This is a genomic window from Candidatus Leptofilum sp. (genome assembly GCF_965223285.1).
Classification (GTDB): domain Bacteria; phylum Chloroflexota; class Anaerolineae; order Promineifilales; family Promineifilaceae; genus Leptofilum.
Map to the genome: position 1 here is coordinate 4,216,144 of NZ_OZ244997.1, position 20,204 is coordinate 4,236,347.

The 20,204-nt window shown below is 53.7% G+C and carries 16 protein-coding genes; 10 read left to right on the top strand and 6 right to left on the bottom strand.

The window, feature by feature from the left end:
- Positions 1-6 precede the first annotated feature (6 nt).
- From ACOQPU_RS18980 to ACOQPU_RS19005, 6 genes are all read right to left on the bottom strand, one after another.
- Positions 7-588: a hypothetical protein gene (locus ACOQPU_RS18980; protein WP_420641404.1), complete on the bottom strand. Its 582-nt coding sequence runs from the start codon at positions 586-588 to the stop codon at positions 7-9.
- A 205-nt stretch (positions 589-793) separates the two neighbouring features.
- Positions 794-1,729, bottom strand: coding sequence for a Fic family protein (locus ACOQPU_RS18985; protein ID WP_420641405.1), 936 nt, complete (start codon positions 1,727-1,729; stop codon positions 794-796).
- A gap of 33 nt (positions 1,730-1,762) precedes the next feature.
- A complete protein-coding gene (locus ACOQPU_RS18990) occupies positions 1,763-2,968 on the bottom strand; it encodes a galactokinase (protein ID WP_420641406.1) in 1,206 nt (401 codons plus the stop codon).
- Positions 2,969-3,017: 49 nt separating this feature from the next.
- Positions 3,018-4,061: a dipeptide epimerase gene (locus ACOQPU_RS18995; RefSeq protein ID WP_420641407.1), complete on the bottom strand. Its 1,044-nt coding sequence runs from the start codon at positions 4,059-4,061 to the stop codon at positions 3,018-3,020.
- 102 nt (positions 4,062-4,163) lie between these two features.
- Positions 4,164-5,897: a helicase-associated domain-containing protein gene (locus tag ACOQPU_RS19000; protein ID WP_420641408.1), complete on the bottom strand. Its 1,734-nt coding sequence runs from the start codon at positions 5,895-5,897 to the stop codon at positions 4,164-4,166.
- Positions 5,898-5,952: 55 nt separating this feature from the next.
- Complete coding sequence (locus tag ACOQPU_RS19005) at positions 5,953-6,876, bottom strand: diacylglycerol/lipid kinase family protein (protein ID WP_420641409.1); 924 nt, start codon at positions 6,874-6,876, stop codon at positions 5,953-5,955.
- Between the two features lie 178 nt (positions 6,877-7,054).
- Here ACOQPU_RS19005 and ACOQPU_RS19010 point away from each other — a divergent pair, with 178 nt between their 5' ends.
- The 10 genes from ACOQPU_RS19010 (at position 7,055) to ACOQPU_RS19055 (ending at position 20,046) form a co-directional block, all read left to right on the top strand.
- A complete protein-coding gene (locus ACOQPU_RS19010) occupies positions 7,055-8,134 on the top strand; it encodes an acyltransferase family protein (protein WP_420641410.1) in 1,080 nt (359 codons plus the stop codon).
- Positions 8,135-8,416: 282 nt separating this feature from the next.
- Positions 8,417-8,683, top strand: coding sequence for a hypothetical protein (locus ACOQPU_RS19015; RefSeq protein ID WP_420641411.1), 267 nt, complete (start codon positions 8,417-8,419; stop codon positions 8,681-8,683).
- Positions 8,680-9,420 carry a DUF6754 domain-containing protein gene (locus tag ACOQPU_RS19020; RefSeq protein ID WP_420641412.1) on the top strand — a complete coding sequence of 247 codons (741 nt, stop codon included), beginning with the start codon at positions 8,680-8,682 and terminating at the stop codon, positions 9,418-9,420. The genes ACOQPU_RS19015 and ACOQPU_RS19020 overlap by 4 nt, the downstream gene beginning before the upstream one ends.
- 14 nt (positions 9,421-9,434) lie before the next feature.
- Positions 9,435-10,061 carry a hypothetical protein gene (locus ACOQPU_RS19025; RefSeq protein ID WP_420641413.1) on the top strand — a complete coding sequence of 209 codons (627 nt, stop codon included), beginning with the start codon at positions 9,435-9,437 and terminating at the stop codon, positions 10,059-10,061.
- Positions 10,054-13,206, top strand: a complete 3,153-nt coding sequence (locus ACOQPU_RS19030) for a zinc ribbon domain-containing protein (protein ID WP_420641414.1) — start codon at positions 10,054-10,056, stop codon at positions 13,204-13,206. Before ACOQPU_RS19025 ends, ACOQPU_RS19030 begins: the two co-directional genes overlap by 8 nt.
- A 2-nt stretch (positions 13,207-13,208) precedes the next feature.
- Positions 13,209-13,841 carry a hypothetical protein gene (locus ACOQPU_RS19035; RefSeq protein WP_420641415.1) on the top strand — a complete coding sequence of 211 codons (633 nt, stop codon included), beginning with the start codon at positions 13,209-13,211 and terminating at the stop codon, positions 13,839-13,841.
- Complete coding sequence (locus ACOQPU_RS19040; RefSeq protein ID WP_420641416.1) at positions 13,841-15,592, top strand: glutamate mutase L; 1,752 nt, start codon at positions 13,841-13,843, stop codon at positions 15,590-15,592. Before ACOQPU_RS19035 ends, ACOQPU_RS19040 begins: the two co-directional genes overlap by 1 nt.
- Before the next feature lie 3 nt (positions 15,593-15,595).
- On the top strand, positions 15,596-16,657 hold the full coding sequence (locus ACOQPU_RS19045; protein ID WP_420641417.1) for a hypothetical protein: 1,062 nt from the start codon (positions 15,596-15,598) through the stop codon (positions 16,655-16,657).
- 16 nt (positions 16,658-16,673) lie between these two features.
- Positions 16,674-17,327 carry a hypothetical protein gene (locus ACOQPU_RS19050; protein ID WP_420641418.1) on the top strand — a complete coding sequence of 218 codons (654 nt, stop codon included), beginning with the start codon at positions 16,674-16,676 and terminating at the stop codon, positions 17,325-17,327.
- 385 nt (positions 17,328-17,712) lie between these two features.
- Positions 17,713-20,046, top strand: coding sequence for a response regulator (locus ACOQPU_RS19055; protein WP_420641419.1), 2,334 nt, complete (start codon positions 17,713-17,715; stop codon positions 20,044-20,046).
- The last annotated feature ends 158 nt before the right edge of the window (positions 20,047-20,204 follow it).

The window sequence follows — 20,204 nt, forward strand, 5'->3', positions numbered from 1 at the left end:
GTTGAATTATTTGTCCCCAACAAACATTGACATTGCGAAGTCAAACATGCTTGTAACTACCATCATCAAAATTGAGACCCAGGTAGTATGAAATAGTGCTATCTGTAAATCTCCCCACGGTGAACCGGTTATGCTAGTTGTAGTTTCGGTCGCAGTTAAAGCGCGAGAAAACAAAAAAACGATCGGAAAAAGAATGATAAATAGAAATGAAAAATCTCTCTGGAAATTTTTCCACTTTATCTTATGCTTTTCGTAGTTAGACGAGTGTGAATTCGACAATTCTAGGATGGCGAAAAAATTAAAAATAGAATTGTCGCCTTTCTCATTACCAAATTTTTCTTTCCATCTTCTGCGAACCCAAGCATTAATTAAACCCAAGCTATAAATAATTGCTACAAGCACCCACGCCAGAAACTCCCGATTATTGACATAAAAATTAGATTGGGTCGGGGGGGATTGAATTGCTCCGAAGAAAAGAGCCAATGAAATAATATCAGCTGCAAGACCAATAAATATGATGATAGCATTTATATATTTTTGAATATGTATTGACTTCAAATACGCGATAAATCTTTTTAGTATGCTCATTGTTATTTGCTCAGTTTTGCGAAAACCAAAGCAATTGTTGCAATATTCAACATTAAGTGCAACTTGAAGTGAATGTAATTGTTATGCTGAGGTTCTCCGAAGCATCCCGACCATCTTGCAGTTATAAAAACTTGGCAAAGGGCAGGCTCTCCCCTGGCAAAGTTGAGCGGGATTCTTCGCTGCGCTCAGAATGACGGCTGATGTTTTATTGCTCACCAGTTACTGATGCCATGTAAAGTTGTAGGGCGCGGGGGGTGGTGTGCCAGATACGGCCGTATTTTATCGCTTCCAACTTACCCGTGCGAGCCAACAGGCTGAGGTACTCCTGACTGTAAGACACTAGCTCGGCCGCTTCGCGCAGAGGAATCCATTCATCCTCCGGCGGGAGCGGGGTGGTTTGCGGGGTGCTAGCTTCCAGGTACAGCGTCAGGCTGCGCTCCACGGCACGAGCCACAAAATTCACCAGTGGCTCTGGTTTGCCCCGATCGGCCTGAGCCAGGACGCGGTAATATTGCTGCCGGTTGATGCGGGCGATAATGGCGGGGGGATAGCCAGCCCGCATTAAGATTAAATTCATGATGAGGCGAGCGGTACGGCCGTTGCCATCAATAAACGGATGAATCGCCACCAATTTGTGATGTGCCAGGGCCGCCAATTCTACAGTATCCAAAACATTTTCTTGTTTACCCAACCAATCTGCCCAATCTGTCATTAATGCCGGAATTTCCCAACCGGGCGGCGGTTCGTGCGCCGCCCCAACGATGCGAACCTGTATGGTGCGGTACTGCCCCGCGTTGTCGTCATCAATTTTGGCCAGCACCAGCGCATGAATCTGACGCACGTGGAATGCCGAAATGGGTTCTTTTTGCGCCACGAGCGATTTAACTAGCTCAATTGCCTCCTGATGGTTGACCACTTCAAAATGTTCGCGCAAGGTTTTGCCGCCAATGGTGATCCCCTGCTCCAAAATGAGCTGCGTCTCGCGCAGGGTAAGCGTGCTGCCCTCGATGGCGTTGGAGTTGTAAATCCACTCAATCGTTAGCTGCTCATCGAGGCGGCGCAGAGCAGCTTGCGGCAACGGCCGTAATTCGTCTAGCTCTTGTTTCTTTTGCAGAATGCGTTTTTGCAGTCGCGGATCCATCAAAAACTCCATATTGGTATCGGATAGCCTAAATTATAGCATATCCGATACCAATATGGAACTTGCACCTTCGGTGAATTTGGTGACGAGGCTGGGGGGCGTACGGCCACTTCGACTTTGCTCAGTGCTAGCGTATTCCCCCACAAAAACTTCATTCAACTTCTCAAGCACCTTAAACACCGCCTCATCCTCTACCAAAACCTGCAAAAACCCACTGCCACCTAACCGCGCCCCGATGCAGCTAGGCGTGGCCCAGGCGGTCGCTGCCAGCGAGTCGAGAGCGGGGGTGCTGGCTTCGTAACTGTCGCGGAGGCTGAGGTGGGATTGGCGCAGCAGGCGGCCTAGCGCGGGCAGATCGCCATCTTGCAGTGCGGTGGCGGCAGCCTTCACGCGGGCACATTCGCTCACAACGTGGCTGGCGCGGCGGCGCAGCGGCTCTGGCAGGTGGTGGCCAAGCAGTTCCAGCTCGTCTGGCGACACGTCGCGGAGGGTTTTGATGTGGGGGAGATATTGGCGGAGAACGGCCGTTGCTTCCGCACATTCTCGCGCCCGTTCCCGTAAAATCGCGGCTTGCCCCCGCTCGCCCGAATCTACCAAAATGAGAGAGATATTTGCTGGCAAGGGGAGTGATTCATGGGTGAACGTACGGCCGTTTACCAAAAGCAGCTCGTTGGCCCGGCTGGCGGCACACACAAACGGCGTCATCAGCCCCGCCTGGACGCCAACGTATTCCTTTTCCGTCTTTTGCGCCAAGTGCGCCCGGCTGAGTGGGTCCAGTTCGAACCCGGCCACTGCTTCCCAGGCGTGGATAAAGGCGAGCGTTACGGCAGTTGACGAACCCAGCCCCACACCCTGCGGCAAATCGCTCACCAGCACCACATCTAACCCCACCAGTTGCTGTCCAGCATTTTGCAGCGCCCACGCTGCTCCCATCGGGTAATTGATCCAGTTTCCTCCCACGCTGGAAGCAAACAGTTCGAGGTGGGGGAGTTGGAAAGCGGCCGTTTCCCCCAAATTAAGTACCCGCACCGTTACTCGATTGTCTGTAGTGGGCGCAGCGGCCAGCCAAACGGCCGGTTCGATGGCCCCCGCCAGTGTCCACCCCTCGCTTGGCTCCAGTTCACCGCCTAGCAGTTGCACCACCCCCGACGCACGTACAACCACGGCAGGGTCTCGCCCGACCAGCTCCCGAAAAATATGCTGCACTTGTGCTTGTTTGGACAATTGAGTTATTGACATAATATTTTATCAACAGATTTCGCAGATTCACCAGATTTTTTCAATCTTTTCAATCTGCGAAATCTGTTGAGTGCTTCTTGATAACCCCAATCCCTGGGCGGTCTGGCAAATGGAGACGGCCGTTTGCGTCAATTTGCACGCCGCTGAACGGGTCATTGGCAATGAGCAGCGGCGCGTCCAAATCCAGCCATTCAGCGAGGCCCGCCAGGTGCGCCATCGCCGTGATGCCGATTGACGATTCCATCATGCAGCCCAGCATGAGCCGCAGCTCCAGCTCCTGCGCCCGATCCACGACGCGCAGCGCAGCGGCCAGTCCGCCCAGCTTCATCAGCTTCAGGTTGATGCCCTGCACGCCGACGGCGGCCAACTGTTCAACATTTGCCAATGTTTGCACCGATTCGTCGGCCACGACGGGCACATTCACAGCGGCCTGTACCTGCCCCATTGCTTCAATTTCATCTTTCGGCACGGGCTGCTCGATGAAGGCCAAATCATAGGGCAGGATAGCCTGGGCCAGGGCGACGGCTTCATCTGGCTGCCAGCCGCCGTTGGCGTCCACGCACAAAATCGCATCCGGGCGGGCTTGGCGAACGGCCGCTACTCGTGCCACATCCCCTTCTGCCCCCAGTTTTAGCTTGATGATGGGATAGTTGGGCACGGCCGTTGCCTGCCGGGCCATCTCTTCCGGGGTGTCGATGCTGAGGGTGAAGGCTGTGGTGAGCGGTTTCGGTTTTGGCAAATTGAGCAGTTGGTACAGCGGCATGCCCCGCAAACGGCCGATTCTGTCATGCAACGCCAAATCTAGAGCGCAGCGGGCAGGGGCTGGCCCATCGTCGCCAATCCAGGCGGGAATGTCTGTCGGGTCGTCCGGGAATGACTTGATGCGCTGGGCGATGGTTTGCCAGAAGGCGATCATCGCCTCGTCGCTGATGCCGTAGTAAGGCGGAATCGCCGCCTCGCCCCAGCCCGCGTCATCGGCCAGGCGCAGCCAAAACGCGCGGCGCGTGGTGCTGACGCCGTAGGAAATGCGGAACGGGTTGCGCAGCTTGAGGGTCATCACTTGCCAGCTAAGGCGTAGTGTTTGTAGGGACATGTTTGTTGGTTCCTGTTTTGAATTGGACGCTAACGAGCGTGGATGAACGCGGAAAAGTTCAGGCTAAAATCCGCGCTTGTCTGCGCTCGACCGCATGCTATTTTACTGCACGGTGCTGTCGAGGAGGAGGCCGAGTTGGGCGGCGGCTTCACGCAGCTTTTCCCAGTTTTCCAGCCGTACGGTGGCCGCCAGGTCGCCCAGGCTTTCATCGATGAACGGCCGCGTTTTGGGATTGGTGCGCAGCGTTTCCAGGATGCCTGCTTCGCGCACGCGCAGGATAACGGCCGTTTCCAACTTTCCTTCCACCCCACGCTCCCGCCACCGCTCGATGCCTCGTTTGGTGGCTGCGGGTAACGGCCGTTCGCTGGCTTCCTGCAAAAAAGTCAAAATTCGGTCTGGCTCGATCCCTTCGGCGCGGGCCTGCTTGAGGGAGGCAGGGGTGATTTGGTAAGCGTACGGCTTGCCCAGCGCAACCGGCTGCGGTTCGCTGATGCGGGCCACCTGAAAGCGATGGTGGCGGCTGGCGTTGTGTGCCACCAAAATGGTAGCATCTGGCTGCACGATAATGGGCGTGGTGATTTCCTTTGTGGCGGGCGGGGCATTGGCCAGCCATTCCAGCGCGCGGTCGGTGAGGCGGAAGAGGGTTTGAGGGCCGAGGACGGCCGTTTCCGCCAATCCCAACCAAAACAGCGGCCCCTGCACCAAAAAAGCCAGCAGACGGCCCTCCACCAAATCCCAATTTTCGATGCCCGTCAGGTAGCTTTCTTGCGCTTCGTCGCGGACGTACCAGGTGTCGTAGTTGCCGTCTGGCCGCTGGAAGTCGGGGTCGGTTTGCTTAATTTGGCTGATGAGGTCGCCCAACCGGTACCAGTCGGGGGTTTGGGGCAGGGCGTCCAGCAGGGCGGTGCGGGCCAGGATGGGATCGTTGCGCCACTGGTCCCCTTCGCAGCTGAGGCCGGGTGTGTGGCACAAATCGTTCCAGCCGCTGCTGCTCCAGGCGTCCATCAGGTCGCGCAGCTGCGCTTCGCGGGATTTGGTGAGCCAGGATACGGCCGTACGCGTAGGCCGAATGCCACCATTCACCTCGCGCAGCATCCCCATCTCGCGGGCCAGGTTCAGTAGCAGGGAGCGGCGGTCGGCATCGGGGTTGAGCAGCAGCTGTTTGAGCAGGTCGAGTGCTTCGCGGCGTAGGCTGGTGCGCTGGGCCAGGGCCAGCAAGGTGGTGAGGTCATCCACGGCACTGCTGTTGGCGGGGGTGTACCGGTTTGGTTCTGGGACGGGCTTGAGGTTGGCAACGGCCGTTGGCTCTGGTTGGATTTGCTTGGATGGGCTGGCTGATTTGGCTTTGCTTTCTTTGGTTGGCTTGGCTGGAGCAGCAACCTTTTCTTTCACAACTTTTGGCTTTTCCGGCTGGGGCAGCCTGGCAAAAAGCTCATCGGGCAGGTAGTAGAACTCGATCATGCCTTCGGCCGTTTCGTCGAAGCCGCGATAGACGTAGCCGCGATACCAGAGGGATTCCACGGGGCTGATCGGATCAAACCACGGCTCTTCCCGCTCCAACGCACCTGGCCCCATGAGGCGCACCTCCCCATGAATGCGTTCAAAGGTGGCGACGGGAGAACGGCCGTTCCCCTGCACCAACGTTTGCACAGCGGCCGCTTCTTCTGGCCCCAGGCACATCATTTCCTGGGCAAAATCAAGCTGGGCTAATCCCTCCGCCAATGCTGTCACGCAGGCAGCTTTGTCCTCGCCCGTTAAATCCAGGTCATACCACTCCCCCATCACCCGCAGGACGATGAGCTCATGTTCCTGTAACGCTTTCTGCAAAGGTCGCATAAATTCTCCAAAAAATGGAGATTAGAGATGAGATTGCCTTCAAAATCTCCAATCTCTAATCTCTAATCTCCCCATTTACAATCACCTCAATCGCGGCGGGCAGGCTGGTGACGGTGACTTCGCGCACATTGTCTTGCGGGTAGGCAAACATTTCGCCATCGGTGTGAATAGGCATGGGGCGGTCTGAGCGCACCCGGATTTGCTTGCTTTGGCGCATCGTCACCAGCTTTGAATGCACATGGCTGCCGTTGAACACTTTGAGCAGTAGGCTAATCATGCTGAGGCGGCCCATCTTGTTAGCGGTGAGGGTGTCCACCAAATCGTCATGCTGCTTGGCGTCTGGCGTGAGCAAAAAGCCGCCGCCGCCGCGTGGCCCCACGCCAAAAGAGATCATCATGATGGTTTGCTCAACTTCCTCATCGTCAAAATAAGCGGTCACTTTAGGCATTTGGGAGTAGGTGGCGATGGTGCGCAAGACGGCCGTTAAATACATCAAGAAGCCGTGGATGCGGGTAATGTTTTCCGTAGCAATCACCACCACGGCATCAAAGCCGATGCCCACGTTGTTGTCTACAATTCGGAAACGGCCGTGATCATCCTCGATGCGGGCCAGATCAATGGTTTTGGGCGCGCCGGTGAACAGTTGGTGGACGGCCGTTTCTACATCCGTCGGTATCTTTAAGCTCCAGGCCAAATCATTGCCAGAGCCAATGGGAATGATGCCCAGTTTGGCAATTGCCTTGCTCCCGCGCATCAGGCCGTTCACTACATCGCTAATGGTGCCATCGCCGCCTGCCGCCACGACCAAGTCGTAGCCGTCATCGGCGGCTTGCCGCGCCAGCTCAACGGCATGGCCAGGGCGATCTGTCTGCACCAAATCAACGCCGCCGTACTGCTGTGCCACCTGCTGGATGACCGTGGCCTGTGTGGCCCCGCGCCCCCGGTCTGCCCACGGATTTAAGATGACTTGTACGCGCATGTTGCCTCTCCAAAGTTCCAGAAATTTTCAGTCAGTGGAAGAGAATTATACGGTACGGCCGTTTCTGAACCAACGTCAACCATTATCTTTAGTCAGATCGAAATATTTTCTCTGTATCCTTACCGTGGGCGGTGAGCAACGCACAAATTATGACCCAATCCCTCATCGTAGTTATTTTATGATTCGTCGTTTTTTAGCTCTAAATGGCCTTGCTTCGATTGCTGTTGCCTTTCACCATGCGGCAGCCTATGGTTTTTTGGCACTGTTTAATTGGACCAATGCGTATCGGGATGTACTGGTTCCCAACTACGACATGATTGGTTCGCCTGCGTACTACTATTTGCTGGGCGTGCGGTTGCTTATTGGCAGTTATGCGATTCCCGCATTTCTTATCGTTTCTGGGTTTTATGCGGCGTTTGCTTCGGATGGAGACGGCCGTATGGCCTGGCAAGCAATCTGGAACCGCTCTAAAAAATTCATCCCCCCCTTTTTCATCTGGACACTTATCTTTTTTGGCATGCAGCGCACCTTGCCACGCAATCTCAATGACATTTTGCGCGCTTACTACTATATTCCGCTCATCATTCAGCTTTACCTGCTCTCGCCCTGGTTGGGGCCGTTAGCTAAGAAGCATTGGCGCGCTTTTTTGCTAATCACATTTATCATTCAATTTGTAGCGGAGGGAGCCAGCTACTTGCGACTTCTGGGGGTTGAAGCAGGCTGGGTGCAGCTGACTATCACCCTCACGCCAATCTGGTTTTTCCCTTCGCGTATCTTCTTTTTCGCTATTGGGCTGGTGTTGGGCTTTCATCGGAAGCTGTTTGGCGATTGGCTGAAACAGCGGCGATACGTCTTGCTGGTCGCGCTCATCTTGTTTGCCGCGCTTAGCTTTGTGGAATATTTGTGGGTAGATCAGTTTATTGGCGAACGGTGGCTTGGGCCTAGCTTTGTAGGTATTTTCCGTACAGCATATGCGATTTTGTTCTGTTTTGTGGTGCTAGCCTTTGATAAGGTGAAGCTGCCGTTTGAGAAAACGTTGGGGCAGTTTGGTACAGTCTCTTTGGGCATTTACCTGGCGAATACCCCGGCTATATATCTCACCTCTTCCCTCATTTACCAGCGCGTTCCTTCGGTGTTGGGGCAGCAAGCAGTGTATCAACCTGTTCTGACGGCCGCAGGCTTATTTTTGCCGTTTCTGCTCATCAAACTGTTTGAAAAACCGATGCTAAAACGGTACGCGCCACTGCTGTTTGGCTAGGCAACGGCCGTCGCCTGCGGCGGCAATTACAGACTGATTTTCAGCGGTACGGCCGTCATAGTACCAAGACCCTAGCAGCCCTCTCATAGCTTTACACCCTCAAACAAACGTGCTATACTCCGACCGATAACTTTATGTTACGTCAAGTTGATTTTGGCTAAAAACATCTCAGGCAACAGCAGTGAATTTTAACAGTTTTTAGCTCCAGGCTGGCTTACACAATCCGTATGTTGTAGCCATAAATTTTATTATTGGAAGTAAGCAAACCACGGCCGTGACGCCATGACGCATTCACCCAATCGCGATCCGCTTCTAGACCAAATTGCAGCTGCTCTCAAGCAGCGAGGGCTTGGCACTGCTGCGCTGGCCCTGCTGGAAGTAGGGCAGCCTTTGGCCTTCATCGGCGGGCAGCTCTTATGGTTGGCGCAACCAGCCCTGGCTTTGCTGTGGCCAAAGGTGCAGGTGCGTCACTTGGCCCAATTGATGGAAGACCCGACGGCCGTTCCCCAATTAATGAATGCGCTGACACCAGATGAGGCGATGAGATGACCCCCATTATTGTCCTGGCTGTTATCCTCGTATTGGGGCTTTTACTCTTCCTGCTCACGCGCAGCGTACGGGCGGGACGCACGACTGCCTTGCGGCCGCTCATTAGCTACCAGGGGCTTACCGGGCAAATTGGCCGAGCCATCGAGTCTGGGCGGCAGCTACACCTAACAATGGGGCAAGGTAGCTTGGTCGGGCGTACGAACCCAACGAGCGTTAGCGCAACGGCCGTTCTGAACAATCTGGCTAAAGATGGCTGTGCCAACGGCACGCCGCCGCTCATAACGGTGGGCGATGGTACGCTGTTGCCGCTGGCGCAAGGTAGTTTGCAAAATGCGCTGGCTCTGGCCCGCCGTTCTGGTGATTTTGACCTTTCGCTGACCCAGTTTGTAGCCCACAACACCGACCCATTTGCCTATGGCGGTGGCGTTGCCACCCTGTTGCAGCAGCAGCGCGTAGCCAGCAACATCATGGTAGGGCGGTTTGGTCCAGAGTTGGCCATCATTGCCGAGGCAGCCAATCGCCAAAATATTGATCAGGTTATCGGCACGGATGATCCAACCGCTTTGGCGGTGGCGACTGCGGCAACGGAAGATGTGTTGATTGGTGAAGAACTGTTTGCCACCAGTGCCTACCTGGAAGGCAAGCCCAGCCAGATTGCCAGCCTGCAATTGCAGGATATTTTACGTTGGATTGTGGTTCTCTTTATTTTGGGAACGGCCGTTTACCAGTTGATCTAGACGATTACGATTAGATGAAACTCAAGCAAAGCATCGCCGTATTTATTGCCGTATTTTTTGGATTAACGACGCTCATCGCCTTGCTGTTTAACGTGAGTGGTCTGAGTTCCATCATTTTAGGTTGGGCATCTTTTTTGGCGGCGATAGCCCTGATTTTGGGTGTGTTTAATTTGCTGATGGTACATTTGAATCGCCTCTTCAAGGAGCAAAATGTGTACAGTGGCGTGTTGGTGCTGGGCATGTTGCTACTGTTTGGCGCGGCTGTGCTAGATGGCTTGAGCGGTAGCCAAAACGTTTCCCTGTTATTTGACTGGGTGCAGGCACCGTTGGAAGCTGCCCTGGCCTCACTGCTGGCCGTTTTTTTGTTGTTGGCTGGTGTGCAACTGCTCAAGCGGCAGCAGACGCGCTGGGCTTTTTTATTTGGCCTGACGGCGACGGTCATGCTGCTGGCGCAGGCACTCCTCGCTAGCCGTCTATTGCCTACAACGCTGCGTCAGCCGGTGAACCAGGTGTATGAATTTGTGCAAAATGTCATGGTCACTTCGGGCATTCGCGGTTTGCTCATTGGGGTGGCATTGGGAACGCTGCTGTTGAGTTTACGTTTGTTAATGGGTGTGGAACGGCCGTATAACAATGAGTAAAGAGATTCAATGTAAAGAATGTGGGTATCAAAATCCACACAGCAGTAAATTTTGCAACAATTGTGGTGCAAAACTGCCGCTCAGCACGCATATCATCTGCCCCAACTGCGAAACGCCCAACACCCGTGACCGCGTCTTTTGTGATACCTGTGGCACCAGGCTAATTCCTGAAACCAGCCGACTACCTGCCGAGGAACCAGACGCCAGCCCGCCCCCAACAAATCAACCATTCTCTTTGCCTGCACGCCGCCCTGGCGATACGGGTGAGCTAGACCCGATGGCCGTGCCCGACTGGCTGCGCACCGGAGACACTGGTTCCGTAGGGCCAGGAGCAGACGAGACGGCGAGTGATCCGCCTGAAAAGAAAGGTAAAGGAACCAGTGATTTGCCTGAATGGTTGGTTCACGACAGCGACCCAGACCCAATCATTGACGCTCCCACCACCATTTCGACGGAGTTTTACCAGGATTTGGTGGATAAGGCGGAAGATGTGCCGCAGCCGGACGATCTGTTTTCTGATGAAGAGGATGCCAATTTGCCAGATTGGCTGTCTGATGCCACCGAGCCAGTAGAAGAATCGGACGTTCGCTCTGGCCTGACGGATTGGCTGAGTGACCTAAGTGATGACAGTGGAGCTGAGGAAACGGCCGTTGCCTCAGATGAAACCGAAGATGTGAGCAGCGGGCTAACCGACTGGCTCGAAGAGCTAGACGATCTGAGTAATACGGCCGACGATCATCAAGACGTGAATGCCGCCGCTCTGGAAGAAATGCTCGACAATGCTGCGGATGAGTCCCCTGACCCCTCAGATTGGTTGCAGGAGCTAGGCCCAGCCCAAACGGACGTGTTCCCAGAACAGGTCGTAGATGAACTACAGCAAGAAGGTGATGAGTTGCCGGGGTGGATGGATGAACTTGGTCCTCTGCAAACCAATTTGCTAGACCCTAGTCAACTTGCCGAACTTACCGGGCCACTCACCGGCATGGCTGATGATGAGCTGATTGATGATGAAGAAGCTGGGGCTGATGTTACCTTTACAGACCTGTTTGAAACGGCCGGCGACGAGATAGAGAGCTTGCCAGATTGGTTGGATACAGCGGTGGAAGAAGGCGAAACATTCTTGTCAGAACCAGCTGCTCAGCTAGATGAGGATGCGGTGCCAGAGATTGTGTCCGAGGCTGACAGCGACTGGCTAACTGCTGACCAGATTGTGGCGGAGACCGATCTGGATTGGCTGGAAGAAACGGGCAATTTAGAAAAGTTGGCCGAGACAGGCTCTCTGGACGAGGCTGAGCCGCCGTCTCTTGATGCTGATGAGTCGGTCGCCGAGGAATTGGTTGAGGAAGCTATTGGGTTCGATGCAGATTTAGATTTGTCTGGCGACTTAGAGGCACCAGACGGTGAAGACGATTTGGATTGGCTTACAGACATGGAAGCCATCCAGACTGGTGAACTTGTTATAGAGCCAGAACCGGAACCCGAACCAGAGCCAGCTTCTGAGGAAACGGCCGTTCCCACCACACCATCGTTGCCTGACGAAGAACCTGAGCCGGAACCCGACGTTGAGGAAGAGAGCTGGAGTAGCGAAACGTTTTTGGCTGAAACGGTCGTTGGCGACGATTTACCAGATTGGCTAGATCAGCTAGACGACACAGGTCAGACATCCCCGCCAGCCGCGCCGGATGAGGAAAACGAAGCACTGCCAGACTGGATTGCTAGTATGCGGCCCAGCCAAGGCATTATTGGCAGTGAGCTACCCGGTGTCCTTTCTGAGATGGATTTACGCGACACGTTAGAAGGCATCCCGGAAGAGTTGGCGGGTGCGCAACTGCCCGACTGGCTACAAGACACCCCGCTAGACGGGCCATCGGCCACTCCGGCAATTGAAAAAGAGCCAGAAGCGTTAGACATTCCTGATTGGCTTCAGCCGCAGGCAGATAAGGAAGCACCAACCGAGGCCGCTCCCAGCAGCAGCGAGCCAGAACCTATTGAAGCGGGCAGCAGCCGCAGCGAATGGCGATCATTGCTGGATGAACTGCCGCCATTAACACCGCTCGCTGAATCGCTGCCCAAGGCCGATATTCCAGAGTGGGTACAGCAACTAAAGCCATCGGAGCTGACTGGGGAACAGCCCCGAGAGCCGGAAGGCCCAGAAGAGACAACTGGCCCGCTGAAGGGCATGCAGGGCGTTGTGGGTATTGAACCAGCTATCGCCCGGCCACGGGTGGCAACGCTGCCCACGCCGTACGTCACCACCCCGGAACAGCAGCAGCAGGTGGCATTGCTCCAGCAGCTAACCCATGAAATGCCAGAGCGTGTCACGACACTTTCCGCCAAGCCAGCTTACGATACGGCCGCATGGCTACGGCTCTCGCTGGCCCTGTTACTCATTTTGGCCCTGTTGGCAGGGTTGTTGGGGCCAAGTTTGGTGGCTACCAATGGCGACATTCCGGCAAACGTGCAAGCGATCGATACGGCCGTTGCCGCCGCTGCGGGTCAGCCCGTGTTGCTCGCCGTTGAGTACACGCCTGCTATGGCCGGGGAGCTATCGCCTCAGGCAGAGATGTTGCTCACACAATTAGCCGCCAACAACAGCCCTGTAGTCATTACCAGCCAATACGCCGCAGGAACGGCCGTTGCCAACAGCCTCACTACCGATATCCCAACCCAGCTCATCGGTTACCTGCCCGGCGAAGGAATCGGGTTGCGGCAGTTGGGCGATTGCCTGGGTGGGCGAAATGAGTGTGATCAGCTAAACGGCCGTGTTTTGGCTGAAGATTTGCAGGCCAGCCTCGACCAAATTGGGCTGGTCATTTTGCTCACCGGCGACCGCGACAACCTGGTGAATTGGGTAGAGCAAGTTGGCACTGTGGCCACAGATGTGCCGCTGGTCGCGGGGGTTACGCAATCGCTTGCGCCCGTTGCCAACAGTTATGCCGCCACAGGGCAGCTTGCTGGGCTGCTGCGCGGTATGCCCGATTTGGCCGCATATGAACAGCTTGCGAACGTGCCAGATGGCAACGCCCAAACCCAGCTAAATGCCCAAATCTATGGCCAATTACTGGCCGGTGGGCTGTTGCTCATAGGCTTACTGGCGTATGGTGCCACGGGGCTGATGCGCGGTCGCCGCCAAAAAAATAAGTAAAAATGATTGAATTTGCAGGACTCATCATAGGTATTTTGCTGACGCTATTTATTTACAGCTACCTCATTGGCGATAATCCACTATATCGGATTTCCGTCCATTTGCTGGTGGGCGTGAGTGCCGCCTATGCAGTGGTGGTTGTCATTCAACAGGTCTTGTTACCAATTTGGCGGCAAGTTCAGGCCAATCCGGCTAGCACCGACTCTGTCATCTGGTTGATTCCCATTTTGTTTTTATTGATGCTGCTGGCGCGCCGCTTGCCCAGCGTAAGCTGGTTGGGGAATACAACCTTGGCCTTGCTGGTGGGCGTTGGGGCCGCAGTCGCTTTGATTGGCAGCCTGACGGGAACGCTATGGCCCCAAATTGTAAACGTGCAGCCTGCGAGTCCGCTGCAAGGCCTCGTTGTGGCCATCTTGACTATTTGCACCTTGCTAGCTTTTCAATTTACGATGTTGCGGCCCCGCAGCAGCGGTAGTTGGCAGCCTGCCATGTGGCAGCGAAGCATATCGGCCGTTGGACGCATTGTTGTTACCGTGACGTTTGGGGCTTTGTTTGCCACCTTGCTTAGCACAGGGCTTATTTTATTGGCAGAACGACTTAACTATTTCATTACAGAACTGGTACAGCGATTCTAATGACGACTGATGCCCCGCAGGTAGAAAGATATGAATCCTTTTTAGTGGCCGATTGTGGCAGCACCCACACGACCGTGGTGCTTTTCGATATGGTCGCTGGTGCCTACCGACTGATTGCCCGAACGGCCGTACCCACCACCGTCAATGCTCCCTGGTTCGATGTGGCTCAGGGAGTGCAGCAGGCTATCAGCCGCATCACGGAAATTACTGGGCGCAAGTTACTCAACGAACAAGGTCGACTGGTTAGACCCGTCCGCACCGATGGCTCCGGAGTAGATCATTTTGCGGCCGTAGCCAGTGCCGCCCAACCGCTTAACGTGCTGTTGGTTGGCCTGTTTGATGAAGTGAGCATCACCTCGGCACGCAAAGCACTGCGTTCAGTTTATCACCATGAAAAAGACCGCCTCACCCTCTCCGACCAGCGACCGCCACATGAGCAGGTTGGTGCAGTGGTGCAATCACAACCTGATCTCATATTTATTGCTGGTGGCACCGATGGCGGGGCAGAAGATCGGCTGCTTCAGGTTGTGGAGTCAGTTGGGCTAGGCGTCAGTGTGATGAGCGACGGTCAGGAGCCACAGATTATTTTTGCGGGCAATATCAAGCTGCGTGAGCGTGTGCAGACCATGTTGAGCGAATATGCCAATGTGCAGGTCGCCAATAATTTACGCCCCACCTTAGAAACTGAAAACCTGAATGATGCCACCCGGCTTATTACAGAGCTGTATGAAGATTTAAAGATTAATGCCCTACCTGGCGTGCAAGAGCTGAAAGATTGGAGTAGCTATCCCATCTTGCCCACGGCCCAGGCGTTTGGCGGCGTTTGCCACTATTTGGCGGCGTTGCAAAAACAAACTGTCTTCGGTGTTGATCTGGGCAGCGATAGCGTTTCATTGATTTTGGCGACGCCAGAACAGGCGCAAGTTTCAATTCATTCCGATATAGGTATGGGGCATTCGGTAGCAACCTTGTTGGATAAGATAGCAGTTGATGATGTGCGCCAATGGGTGCCTGTGGAGGTCTCAACGGCAGAAACGGCCGATTTTATCTTCAATAAATCGCTTCACCCCTTTGCTATCTCTACTGACGAAAAGATGTTGCAGTTAGAACAGGCGGTGGCCCGCACCCTCATTCGCTGTGCCGCTGCCGAGGCTGGGCGAGATGGTCGCTGGCCGCAGGTTGGCGAGCAGCATACGCCGCCACCGTTTGGCTTGCTGCTGGCACGCGGCAGCACCTTAGCCAATGCACCACGCCCCGGCCAAATTATGCTCATGCTTTTAGACGCCCTGCAACCAACTGGCATTTTTGCGATGGCGTTGGATCGGTATGGCGTACTGCCTGCGCTGGGGGCGTTGGCTGCTCAACAACCGTTGGCTGTCATTCAAACGTTGGAAGCAGGCGTGCTGTCTGATCTGGGTTGGGTGATTGCCCCAACTGGCAAGGGGCAGCTAGGACGCAAAGCGTTAGACGTCTTCATTGAATCTGACGAGATTCGGTTTGAAGGGGAAATAGAGTTTGGCAAGATTGAAATTTTCCCAATCGCTCCAGGCAAAAGTGCCAAGGTGACGGTAAAGCCGGCCAGCCGGTTTGATATTGGCTTTGGCCCCGGCCAAGGGAAAACAATGACGCTGACTGGTGGCCTAGCTGGTGGTTTGGTGATTGATGCCCGCGGACGGCCGTTTACCTTGCCACGTGATGAAGCCGACCGACGCAGCTTGATGCGTAAATGGCTGTGGGATATGGGGGGCTAGGCGATGAAAGAGTTTTACCGGGCCACCGTCATCCAGGCCCAAACCAAGATTCGGCGCGAGCGTGTGCTGCCCAAGGGGGGTGAAATTGTGGTGCGGGTTGGCCAAGAGGTAAGCCCCATCCAGGTGGTGGCACGCACAACAATGGCCTCGGACTTTGCCATTCTTGCCGCCTCAGAAAAGTTAGGCGTTGAACCGGACACATTGAGCGACCATTTGCATGTAGAAAAAGGTGCTCCGGTAGAAGCTGGTGCTGTGTTAGCTTCTCGGCGGCGATTGCTGAGGGAGCGACAGGTCGTATCCCCTGTGGACGGGGTGCTTTTTGATGTGGTCAACGGCCGTATCGCTATTCAACCAACATCTGACTGGCTGGAGCTGCGGGCGTTGGTGGCCGGGCGTGTGGTGAGCTACGTGGGCAACCGGGGCGTAATGCTAGAAACTAGCGGCAGCTTGATTCAAGCTGCCTGGGGATCTGGGCAAGAAGGTGTCGGGCGGCTCAAGGTGGTGGGAAGCGCGCCCAACCTGGTGCTGACGCCTGAACATCTGGGTGGCGATGTGACCGGACAAGTCGTGACGATTGGCTGCCTGAATGATGTGGAGCTATTTCACCGGGCAGAGGATTTGGGTGTGCGCGGCCTGATTGTGGGTAGCACCACGGCTGAAATTTGCCGTGCCAGCCAACAGTCTCCGCTGCCGCTTATTGTAACCGATGGTGTGGGCGGCAGTGGCATGGCCGAACCGATTTTCCAGCTATTGCAGCAGGCAGACGGCCGTTCGGTGTCCCTGTTTGGCAAGTACAAAGCGGCTGCCGGGCAACGCCCAGAGATTATTTTACCGCAGGCCGCCTCTATTGGCCTAGACGCTGCCACTGTAAAGAAAGGCATAGAGCCAGGACAGCTAGTCCGTATTTTAGGCACAGAGCACGTTGGCAAAGTTGGTACTGTGAAGCATATTTATACACGCTTACAATCGCTGCCCATTGGCCTAAAAGTGCCCGGTGTAGATGTGGCCCTGGCCGATGGACAGATTGTGTTTATTCCGTCCGCAAATCTAGACGTGATCGTATAAAAAGGAACCGGAGGAAATGATGGAAGAGTATATTGAAGACGATTTTATTGAGGATGAGGAGCGTTCTTCAAATCGCCGCCCATTTTTAATTGCCGTTGGTGTTTTAGTTACTTTGTTTATTTTGATGGGCATTTGCACGGCCGTTTTCCTGGTGCAAAATCGCGCCGCAGATGCACAGAATGCTGAACGGTCTGCCATTGAAACCCGGAATGCCGAAACATTAATCTCCAATGGGGCAACGGCCGTGGCTGCCACTGCAACGGCCGAAGCGGTACCCACCGAGACACCTGTGCCCACCGAGGCACCCACCGAAACGCCAGAACCTGCCACCCCAACGCCTACCAACACGCCAGTCGTTGGTGAAGAAGTTGCCGAAATTGATGATGAGGCAGATGGCGACAGTGGTGACAAAGGCGAGACGGCCGAAAATGGAGAAGAAGGCGAAGACAGCGATGCTGGTGGTGACGCAACGACCGATGATGCTAACGATACCACCGACGATGATACTGCTGGGGATAGTACCAGTGATGGCACGGATTCAGCCACGAGTGAGACCGGCAGTGACGATGCGCTGCCAGAAACAGGGTTCGATACCTGGGGGATCATTGTGGCTGCTCTGGGATTGCTTGGCTTGTTAATCTTTGCCCGCCGCCTACGTATGTCTGGCTAAAAAGCAATCCGTTACCGCTTATTGCGGTTGGCAGCTACAAATATCTAAGTAGCCGTTCGGAATTAATTTGGTGGTTTCGGAACCGAACTGCACTTTAAGCCCATTCGCCAATTCCTAGCTGTAGAATAGCCATTATTCTGCGAATGGGCACTAACGACAAACAACCGGTGCCCAGCTTGGTGCCGGTTGTTTTTTTGTCTGATGATTAGATAGGATGTCAGAAATACAGTACAAAATTCACCTCATAGTCCAAACTTGATGCACGGTATAATTTTCCGTGGGGCAATGCGGGGCTAAATTATTTGTCAGGACAATCCCGATGAACAACGCTGGTTCACCGTTACAAGTGCTTCCAGAAAATTTTAATACTTTGGCAGAGCAATCTATGCAACCTTCTTCCGAAACGAACGGCCGTACTGCAACCATCTTAATTGTAGAAGATGATCAATCTATGCTGGACGGCATTAACGACCTTTTAGATATTGCCGATTTGGGCTATGAGATTACCGTACTTCAGGCCAATGATGGCCAAATGGCCCTGGATGTGATGGCCAATCATGAGCCAGACCTTATTATTTCTGACGTGATGATGCCCCAAATGGGCGGGTATGAATTTCTGAATCACGTGCGTGCCAATCCCGACTGGATTCAAATCCCCTTTATTTTTGTCACAGCCAAAGGCGAAGAGCCAGATATTCGCAAGGGGCGGCTAAGCGATGCTGATTTATACATTACCAAACCGTTTGTCATTGCGGAATTGCTGTCACTAATCCATGCCCAGCTAGATATGGCTTACGAGCGTAAAGAGGCACGCCAGCGGAATATTGACTCGCTCAAAAAGAATATTCTGCAAATATTGAACCATGAGTTCCGCACACCACTAACGTACGTAACGGCCTACTACGAGATGTTAGCCGATAGCTTGAAAGAGTTTACCGACGGCCGTAATTACCGGGAATATTTGCGTGGAATTCAGACAGGCTGTTTGCGGCTCACGCGCCTGGTAGATGATTTTATCTACGTGATGGAGCTACGCAGCGGAGAAGCGCAGGCCAAATATCTGGCTGAGGCAAAGCCACTGCCCAATGTTGCTGACTTGCTGCGGGAAGTGGTGGCAGACTACCAAACTGCGTCTCAAGAAGCCCACTACCAGATTAAAAGCCATATTCCAGACAAACTGCCGCTGGTCTGGGGCGTCGCCAGCAATGTAAAAAGCATTTTAGGACGGTTGTTAAGCAATGCCACAAAATTTACCGATCCAAACTCCTCAGAGATCAATCAGATTGTTGTAGAGGCCTCAGTAAAAGGAAAAAGCATCCTGATCGAAGTGGCCGACCAGGGAATGGGCTTCCCGGCGCATATGTCCAGCCAAATTTTTGAACCCTTTGTGCAATACAATCGAGGAATTTTGGAGCAGCAGGGGGCAGGCACTGGGCTAGCCATTGTTCAAGGCATGGCGCGGTTGCACAACGGCCGTATCGTTGCCGAAAGTCAAGAAGGTAAAGGCAGTAAATTTACCGTCACTTTACCTGTATACCGTCGTAGAAAACATGCAACAGCTAGCGGTGCCACCGATGAAGATGGTACGCGGACAGCAACTGTGCTGGTCGTCGAAGATGATCGCAATCTGCTAAATGGATTAGAAGATTTGCTCACCATTTTTGATGGCAAATACAAGCTAAACGTCCTCACCGCGCTCAACGGCGTTGCTGCACTCGAAGAAATTAAGAAGCAAATCCCCGATCTCATCATTTCAGACATTATGATGCCCAAAATGGGCGGGTATGAACTGCTAACCAACGTTCGCGAACATCCGCAATGGCTGCATATTCCCTTCATCTTTCTCACTGCTAAGGGCGAAAAACGGGATGAGTATGAAGGATTCCGACGCGGCGTAGATGAATACATTACCAAACCTTACGATAGTGATGATGTGTTGCGCTTTGTGGAAAAGCAGCTAGACAAACATTTTCACAACCAGAGTTTGATTGCCCAGAGCTTTGATGATCTCAAGAAAAGCATCATCAACCTCATTTCACCAGATTTCCGTACGCCTTTGGCTTCGGTGTCGGAACATTCAGATGTGTTGTCGAAAGCATTGCAAGACGCAAATACCGACAGCGATCTCAAACATTCCCTGCATGGCATTCAGGACAATAGTTTGCGATTAACGCACCTTATTGAAGATTTCATTACGCTGGCGGAGCTAAAAACGGGCGAAGCGTGGACAGCGCATAGCCTAAAAGCGTATCCATTGCCTAATCTGGGTGGGTTGCTTTTTGAAACGGTTCAATCTTTTAGGCATCGTCCTGAAGCGTCTGGTTGGCATGTGGATATGACGACTCTGACGGATATGCCCAAGGTTGAAGCTGATTGGTCTACCCTACAGGAAGCGATTGAGCGTTTGATGCAGATTAGCCTGCAATATGCAAAACCTACCCAACGGAAAAACGAACTCATTGTTTCGGTCTATAATGGCAAATCAAGCAATGTGAAAATTGTCATCACGGTTTCAGCCAGCTTGGATGCAGAGACAATGGCGCAGTTCAATGAAGTTTTGACTAATGAGGAGCCAGATTTGCTGCAAAACCCTGAAATTGGGCCAAGCCTGTACATTGCCAAAGGGTATATCGGGCTGCATCAAGGGCAGCTTTCATTTAGTGAGGGGAAAGACGGCAGTTTCCATTTTGCCATTAAGCTACCGGCTTACGAAGCGTAGGTAAAACGGGAAGACGCCTTTTATTGTCGCAATCTCCAGACCTTTCGTTTGTGAAACGGCCGTTTCAGACGGGCATAACTATATCTTTCCTAATTTCTGCTTGAAAAACAGCCGACTTTGTTTACAATCTCTTTGAGTCTCTAGTAGCCTTACCCTGG

Excerpts from the sequence above, each read along its gene's own strand:
- ACOQPU_RS18980 (WP_420641404.1), bottom strand. The coding sequence starts at position 588 with ATGAGCATACTAAAAAGATTTATCGCGTATTTGAAGTCAATACATATT.
- ACOQPU_RS18985 (WP_420641405.1), bottom strand. The coding sequence starts at position 1,729 with ATGGATCCGCGACTGCAAAAACGCATTCTGCAAAAGAAACAAGAGCTA.
- ACOQPU_RS18990 (WP_420641406.1), bottom strand. The coding sequence starts at position 2,968 with ATGTCAATAACTCAATTGTCCAAACAAGCACAAGTGCAGCATATTTTT.
- ACOQPU_RS18995 (WP_420641407.1), bottom strand. The coding sequence starts at position 4,061 with ATGTCCCTACAAACACTACGCCTTAGCTGGCAAGTGATGACCCTCAAG.
- ACOQPU_RS19000 (WP_420641408.1), bottom strand. The coding sequence starts at position 5,897 with ATGCGACCTTTGCAGAAAGCGTTACAGGAACATGAGCTCATCGTCCTG.
- ACOQPU_RS19005 (WP_420641409.1), bottom strand. The coding sequence starts at position 6,876 with ATGCGCGTACAAGTCATCTTAAATCCGTGGGCAGACCGGGGGCGCGGG.
- ACOQPU_RS19010 (WP_420641410.1), top strand. The coding sequence starts at position 7,055 with ATGATTCGTCGTTTTTTAGCTCTAAATGGCCTTGCTTCGATTGCTGTT.
- ACOQPU_RS19015 (WP_420641411.1), top strand. The coding sequence starts at position 8,417 with ATGACGCATTCACCCAATCGCGATCCGCTTCTAGACCAAATTGCAGCT.
- ACOQPU_RS19020 (WP_420641412.1), top strand. The coding sequence starts at position 8,680 with ATGACCCCCATTATTGTCCTGGCTGTTATCCTCGTATTGGGGCTTTTA.
- ACOQPU_RS19025 (WP_420641413.1), top strand. The coding sequence starts at position 9,435 with ATGAAACTCAAGCAAAGCATCGCCGTATTTATTGCCGTATTTTTTGGA.
- ACOQPU_RS19030 (WP_420641414.1), top strand. The coding sequence starts at position 10,054 with ATGAGTAAAGAGATTCAATGTAAAGAATGTGGGTATCAAAATCCACAC.
- ACOQPU_RS19035 (WP_420641415.1), top strand. The coding sequence starts at position 13,209 with ATGATTGAATTTGCAGGACTCATCATAGGTATTTTGCTGACGCTATTT.
- ACOQPU_RS19040 (WP_420641416.1), top strand. The coding sequence starts at position 13,841 with ATGACGACTGATGCCCCGCAGGTAGAAAGATATGAATCCTTTTTAGTG.
- ACOQPU_RS19045 (WP_420641417.1), top strand. The coding sequence starts at position 15,596 with ATGAAAGAGTTTTACCGGGCCACCGTCATCCAGGCCCAAACCAAGATT.
- ACOQPU_RS19050 (WP_420641418.1), top strand. The coding sequence starts at position 16,674 with ATGATGGAAGAGTATATTGAAGACGATTTTATTGAGGATGAGGAGCGT.
- ACOQPU_RS19055 (WP_420641419.1), top strand. The coding sequence starts at position 17,713 with ATGCAACCTTCTTCCGAAACGAACGGCCGTACTGCAACCATCTTAATT.